This is a genomic window from [Clostridium] polysaccharolyticum (assembly GCF_900111595.1).
GTDB classification, from domain to species: domain Bacteria; phylum Bacillota; class Clostridia; order Lachnospirales; family Lachnospiraceae; genus Clostridium_AI; species Clostridium_AI polysaccharolyticum.
Genome location: NZ_FOHN01000050.1, coordinates 1 through 4376 on the forward strand (window position 1 = coordinate 1; position 4376 = coordinate 4376).

Sequence of the window (4376 nt, forward strand, 5' to 3'; positions counted from 1 at the left end):
GTTGAAGTTTGAGAAGAACCATAATGGAATGTAAGATACTGAAACGCAAATTATCATAAATTTAATTTGCAAAAACAGATAAAAAGGTGTAAAATATTACAAATAGTAAAGAAATCAGAAAGGGAGTTATAATGAACTTAGAAAATTATTTAGCTAAACCAGACAAAACAATTCAACAGCACAATGAAGAACTACTGGAATGCCTATCCCAAATAACCCAGCTAGGCTATTTACAGGATGAGCAGATTATTAGGCTAGTTAAAGAAAGCTGTCTGTACCATGACTGTGGAAAAGTAAACGAAGAATTTCAAAAAAGAGTACATAGCAAAGATAAGAAAATCAGATTTGATCCCACAAAAGAAGTACCACATAACGTATTATCACTGTATTTTCTTGATGAGGGCAAATACCAAACGGAAGAATTTCCGATAATACAATATGCAGTTGGTTATCATCATAATTATGGGAGCGTATATGGATATTTGAGGAAAAAACAGAATCTTATAAAAAATCTATTGGAATCCTTTCCTGTTTACCCAGGCTTTCGTGCAGACAGGTTTATAAGAGATATAGACCGTATCAGACAAACCCCGAAAGCAATTTTAGTCAAAGGACTTCTTCACAAATGTGACTACTGTGCCAGTGGAGGTGTGAAAGCAGAATTTCCTAACGATTTTCTGGAAAATTCCTTAGAAGAGCTGCTTCATAAATGGAAAGAGAATAAACCAGATGCAGACTGGAATGAATTGCAGCAGTTCTGTAAACAGCATCAGAAGGAAAACATTATGGTAACAGCACCGACGGGAATGGGAAAAACCGAAGCAGCATTACATTGGCTTGGAAATGGAAAAGGATTTTTTGTGTTGCCACTCCGTACAGCCATCAATGCTATGTACGATAGAATCCGGATCGATCTTTTAAACGATAAGAAGATTTCAGAACGTCTTGCACTTCTTCATTCTGAATCTGCAGAATATCTAATAAATAATTCCAAAATGCACATAGAAGAAATCCAGTCCTACAATTTACTTGGAAAGCAGCTATCCCTTCCATTGACAGTTAGCACAATGGATCAATTATTTGATTTTGTATTTTTTTATGCAGGATATGAATTAAAACTAGCCACCTTTTCCTATTCTAAAATCATTATTGACGAAATCCAGATGTATAATGCAGAACTGCTTGCATATTTAGTATTTGGTTTGGAGCAGATTGAAAAAATAGGTGGGAAGATTGCCATTATAACCGCAACGTTAATGCCCTTTGTAAGAGATAAGCTGGCAAAAAATATGAAATTTTCAGAGCAGGCATTTCCAAGCACATTAAAAAGGCACTCCGTAAAAGTCATAGACGAGGCAATCAACGCAAAAGACATTTTGAATACATATGCTGAAAATAAAAGTAAAGGGAAACGGAATAAAATTTTAGTCATTTGCAATACCATCAAAAAGGCGCAGCAGTTGTATCGAGAAATAGAAGAATCTTCTTCACTTGTGCCAGAGGAAGAACTTCACATGCTCCATGCCCGTTATATCCGTAAAGAAAGAGCAGAGCTGGAAAGAGAAATAAAAGCATTTGCAGGGAGCAAAAAAGAACTTCCACCGCCAGCCAATGGCATATGGATATCTACTTCTTTGGTAGAAGCAAGCCTGGATCTAGACTTTGATTACCTATTTACAGAATTACAGGATTTAAATTCCCTGTTCCAGAGAATGGGCCGCTGTAATCGTCTTGGCTTAAAAGAAATAGAAGAAGTCAACTGTTTTGTGTATTTGAAAATAGAAAAAACACTGTTTGAAAAATTTATAGACGAAAAAATATATAACATTTCAAAATTGGAATTGCAAAAATTTGCCAGTGCAAAAAATGAAAGCCTGATGGATGAGCAGGAAAAGGCAAATATGCTAGAGCAGTTTACCACTAAGGAATTAGAAGGCAGCCAATATATGAAGGTGTATAATGAAACTTATAGCCTGTTAGTAAGGTTTTCTAAAAATCCAGATGGGGAGAAACAGGCACTTCGCAATATTCACACTCAGGAAATCATTCCTTGGAGGATATATAATGAAAATTCTGAACATATAAAAGATTTAGAAGAAAAATTGAAGGATCCGGATGTTTCTTATGAAGACAGGCTTAAACATACCCAAGAGCTTAAACAGTATGTCGTTTCCATCCCATACTGCGTTTACCAGAATTACAGAAACAGTTTAAGTAAGGGCAAATCAACAAATTGGGGAAACATAAGAGTTAGTAACTTTGAGCAGATTCCGATTGTGGGCTGTATTTACACCGAAAAAGGATTTGAGTCGCTGGATGATAAGACAATTGAAGATCCAATGTTTTGCTAGAGGGGTGGCATAATGAAAAAAGATATTACTGGCATGATGGTCTACTATTATGTAGTGTGTAAACGGAAACTTTGGTATTTTTACCATGAAATCCAGATGGAGCAAAGCAATGAAAATGTTGCCATTGGAAAGGTAATTGATGAGGAAACTTATCGCCGAGATGACAAGCATATTAACATAGACAATGTCATAAACATTGATTTTATTCGTAGCAAAGGAATTTTACACGAAGTCAAGAAAAGCAATAAAATAGAAGAAGCAAGCATTTTACAGGTTAAATATTATCTCTATTATCTGAAAGAGCGTGATGTGCTAGTAAAGGCAAAGATTGATTATCCATTATTAAAAGAATGTGTGGATGTGGAGTTATCAGAGGAAGACGAACGGCATATCAGGCTTGTATTACAGGAAATTGAGCAGATTGTAAATGAATCCGTTCCGCCTGTTATGAAAAAACAGCGTATCTGCCGTTCCTGTGCATATCATGATTTGTGCTATATATAGGAGGAATACATGAAAAGAAGCATATATATTTATAATGAAGGCGATCTTGTGAGGAGAGATAATACATTGCGTTTTGTTCCAGATGATGGAGAACCGAGAAATATTCCTATCGAGGCAGTTCAGGATGTTTATGTAATGTGTGAAATGAATTTTAACACAAGTTTAATTAATTTTTTATCACAACAGAATGTAGCGGTACATTTCTTTAATTATTATGACTATTATACAGGAACATTTTATCCAAGGGAGAAGTATGTGTCAGGGCATCTCCTTGTAAAGCAGGTGGAGCATTATCTGGATGAGGAAAAACGTATTGTGCTGGCACAGAAATTTATTGATGCAGCAGCAGATAATATTTACCGCAATCTTAGGTACTACAATTCCAGAGGCAAGGATGTTTCAGAGCAGATGAGTATGATCGGCCAGCTGCATGGACAGCTTTTCCAGACCAGATCGGTGGAAGAGCTTATGGGAATTGAAGGTAATATCAGGAAGATTTACTACACTGCATGGAACACAATCGTAGATCAGGAAATTAACTTTGATAAAAGAGTGAAACGTCCCCCAGACAATATGATTAATACATTGATTTCGTTTGTAAATACGCTGGTTTATACGAAGGTCTTGGGAGAGATTTACCAGACGCAGTTAAATCCGACTGTAAGCTATTTGCACGTACCAGGCACACGCCGCTTTTCCTTGAGTCTGGATATCTCAGAAGTGTTTAAGCCAATCATAGCGGACAGGCTTATTTTCTCGCTTCTTAACAAGAAACAGATTACAGAAAAGAGTTTTACAAAGGAATTGAATTGTCTGCATTTGAAAAAGGATGCTTCAAAATTAATTGTTTCAGAGCTGGATTCTAAGCTTCAGACGACGGTGAAACATAAGGAATTAGGGCGTTCGGTTTCGTATCAGTATTTAATGAGGCTTGAGTGTTACAAAGTTGTGAAGCATTTACTTGGGGAAAAGGAGTATGAGCCTTTTAAGATCTGGTGGTAGGACTGGAAAGGAGAGTGGGATTATGTATGTAATACTGGTTTATGATATTAAAGGAGATGACAATGGGCAGAAGGTTTTGACAAAAACATTTAAGGTGTGCAAGCGTTATCTGACACATATTCAAAATTCTGTGTTTGAGGGAGAATTATCGGAAGCCCAGCTTTTGAAATTGCAATATGAATTGAAAAGTATTGTTAGAAAAGATTTGGATAGTGTGATAGTATTTAAGAGCAGGAGCGGACGCTGGCTGGAAAAAGAGTTCTGGGCAAATCAGGAGGACTTGACATCTAATTTCTTTTGATGTTCTGTCGAACTTAGATATGGTAAAATAGCAGGGAGGTCGACAAACACTGTATTTATAAAGACTTCGAGGAAAAAGGTGTGATTGTCAAGTGTTTGGATGTTTTGATTTTTGTACATAAAAATGAGGTCGACAGAAATGGCTTCTGAAGAGGGCTGTTTTAGGGGGCTTTTAGGGGAGGGGTTTGAGAAGAACCATAGTGGAATGTAAATTTGGAA

Annotated in this window: 4 protein-coding genes; all 4 read left to right on the forward strand. The window is 36.4% G+C overall.

Features of this window, described 5'->3' with window-relative positions:
• Positions 1-131 precede the first annotated feature (131 nt).
• The 4 genes from BMY85_RS15230 to cas2 are packed head-to-tail and all read left to right on the forward strand — an operon-like array spanning position 132 to position 4158.
• On the forward strand, positions 132-2351 hold the full coding sequence (locus BMY85_RS15230) for a CRISPR-associated helicase/endonuclease Cas3 (RefSeq protein WP_092479259.1): 2220 nt from the start codon (positions 132-134) through the stop codon (positions 2349-2351).
• 12 nt (positions 2352-2363) lie between these two features.
• Positions 2364-2855, forward strand: coding sequence for a CRISPR-associated protein Cas4 (gene cas4 / locus BMY85_RS15235; RefSeq protein WP_092479261.1), 492 nt, complete (start codon positions 2364-2366; stop codon positions 2853-2855).
• A gap of 9 nt (positions 2856-2864) precedes the next feature.
• A complete protein-coding gene (cas1b, locus tag BMY85_RS15240; protein WP_092479262.1) occupies positions 2865-3857 on the forward strand; it encodes a type I-B CRISPR-associated endonuclease Cas1b in 993 nt (330 codons plus the stop codon).
• Positions 3858-3879: 22 nt separating this feature from the next.
• The gene (cas2, locus tag BMY85_RS15245; RefSeq protein WP_092479264.1) at positions 3880-4158 is read left to right on the forward strand and encodes a CRISPR-associated endonuclease Cas2; all 279 of its coding nucleotides are present in this window, start codon (positions 3880-3882) and stop codon (positions 4156-4158) included.
• The last annotated feature ends 218 nt before the right edge of the window (positions 4159-4376 follow it).

What these genes read in the sequence shown, in the direction of transcription:
- BMY85_RS15230 (WP_092479259.1), top strand. Translation starts at nt 132, where the DNA reads ATGAACTTAGAAAATTATTTAGCTAAACCAGACAAAACAATTCAACAG.
- cas4 (WP_092479261.1), top strand. Translation starts at nt 2,364, where the DNA reads ATGAAAAAAGATATTACTGGCATGATGGTCTACTATTATGTAGTGTGT.
- cas1b (WP_092479262.1), top strand. Translation starts at nt 2,865, where the DNA reads ATGAAAAGAAGCATATATATTTATAATGAAGGCGATCTTGTGAGGAGA.
- cas2 (WP_092479264.1), top strand. Translation starts at nt 3,880, where the DNA reads ATGTATGTAATACTGGTTTATGATATTAAAGGAGATGACAATGGGCAG.